Source organism: Vibrio sp. 1249-1 (assembly GCF_033340495.1).
The window spans coordinates 1-659 of sequence record NZ_JAWOWJ010000640.1 but is presented as its reverse complement, the minus strand read 5'-3'; the positions used below and the strand labels follow the sequence as shown (position 1 = coordinate 659).

Genomic DNA, 659 nt, shown 5'->3' with positions numbered 1-659 from the left:
TGTGCCCTTCGAACAGGTACTACAATTAGTTGAAAGTGTGTGGGAATAGATTAAAAGAAGCTAAGTTGACGAGCTTGTTCTTCAGGCTTGAGCATAACGCTCAAGCCTAAGAGGCGAATTTCACGACCATTTTGACGCTTTAGAATGTCTTTTAGCAGCAACTTAAAGTCCTCAAGTTCTAACTGAGGATGAATGTGTTCAATGGTAGTGAGCTGGAAGTCCGCGAACTTTAGCTTAATGCCTTGCTTAATGATCGATTTATCTGGACTGGCACGCTCCAGTCGCTTTTCCAGTTCAGGATAAAGTTTCTCTTCGATCACTTGCCAGCACTCATCATAAGTAGAGATGTTTTGGCTAAACGTTCGCTCAACACCAACCGACTTTCTCTCACGCTCGACCACAACTTCTCGATCATCGATACCGTGACTGCGTTTCCACAATGATGCGCCTTGGCGACCGAATTGGCGTAACAGTTCTCGATAGTCGCTATTTTTAATGTCTTCACACAGATAAAAGCCCGCTTGATGTAACTTTTCTAGACTGACCTTACCAACTCCAGGGATTTTTTCTAGTGGTAGCTTATCGACCACTTCTTGAACTTTCTCAGGAGGAATAACAAACTGTCCATTGGGTTTATTCATATCCGAAGCAACTTTAGC

General features: G+C 43.2%; 1 protein-coding gene. It reads right to left on the bottom strand.

Annotated elements, in window-relative coordinates:
• Positions 1–50 precede the first annotated feature (50 nt).
• On the bottom strand, positions 51–659 hold a 609-nt coding region (locus R7Z50_RS28100), incomplete at its 5' end, for a DNA polymerase thumb domain-containing protein (RefSeq protein ID WP_411979531.1).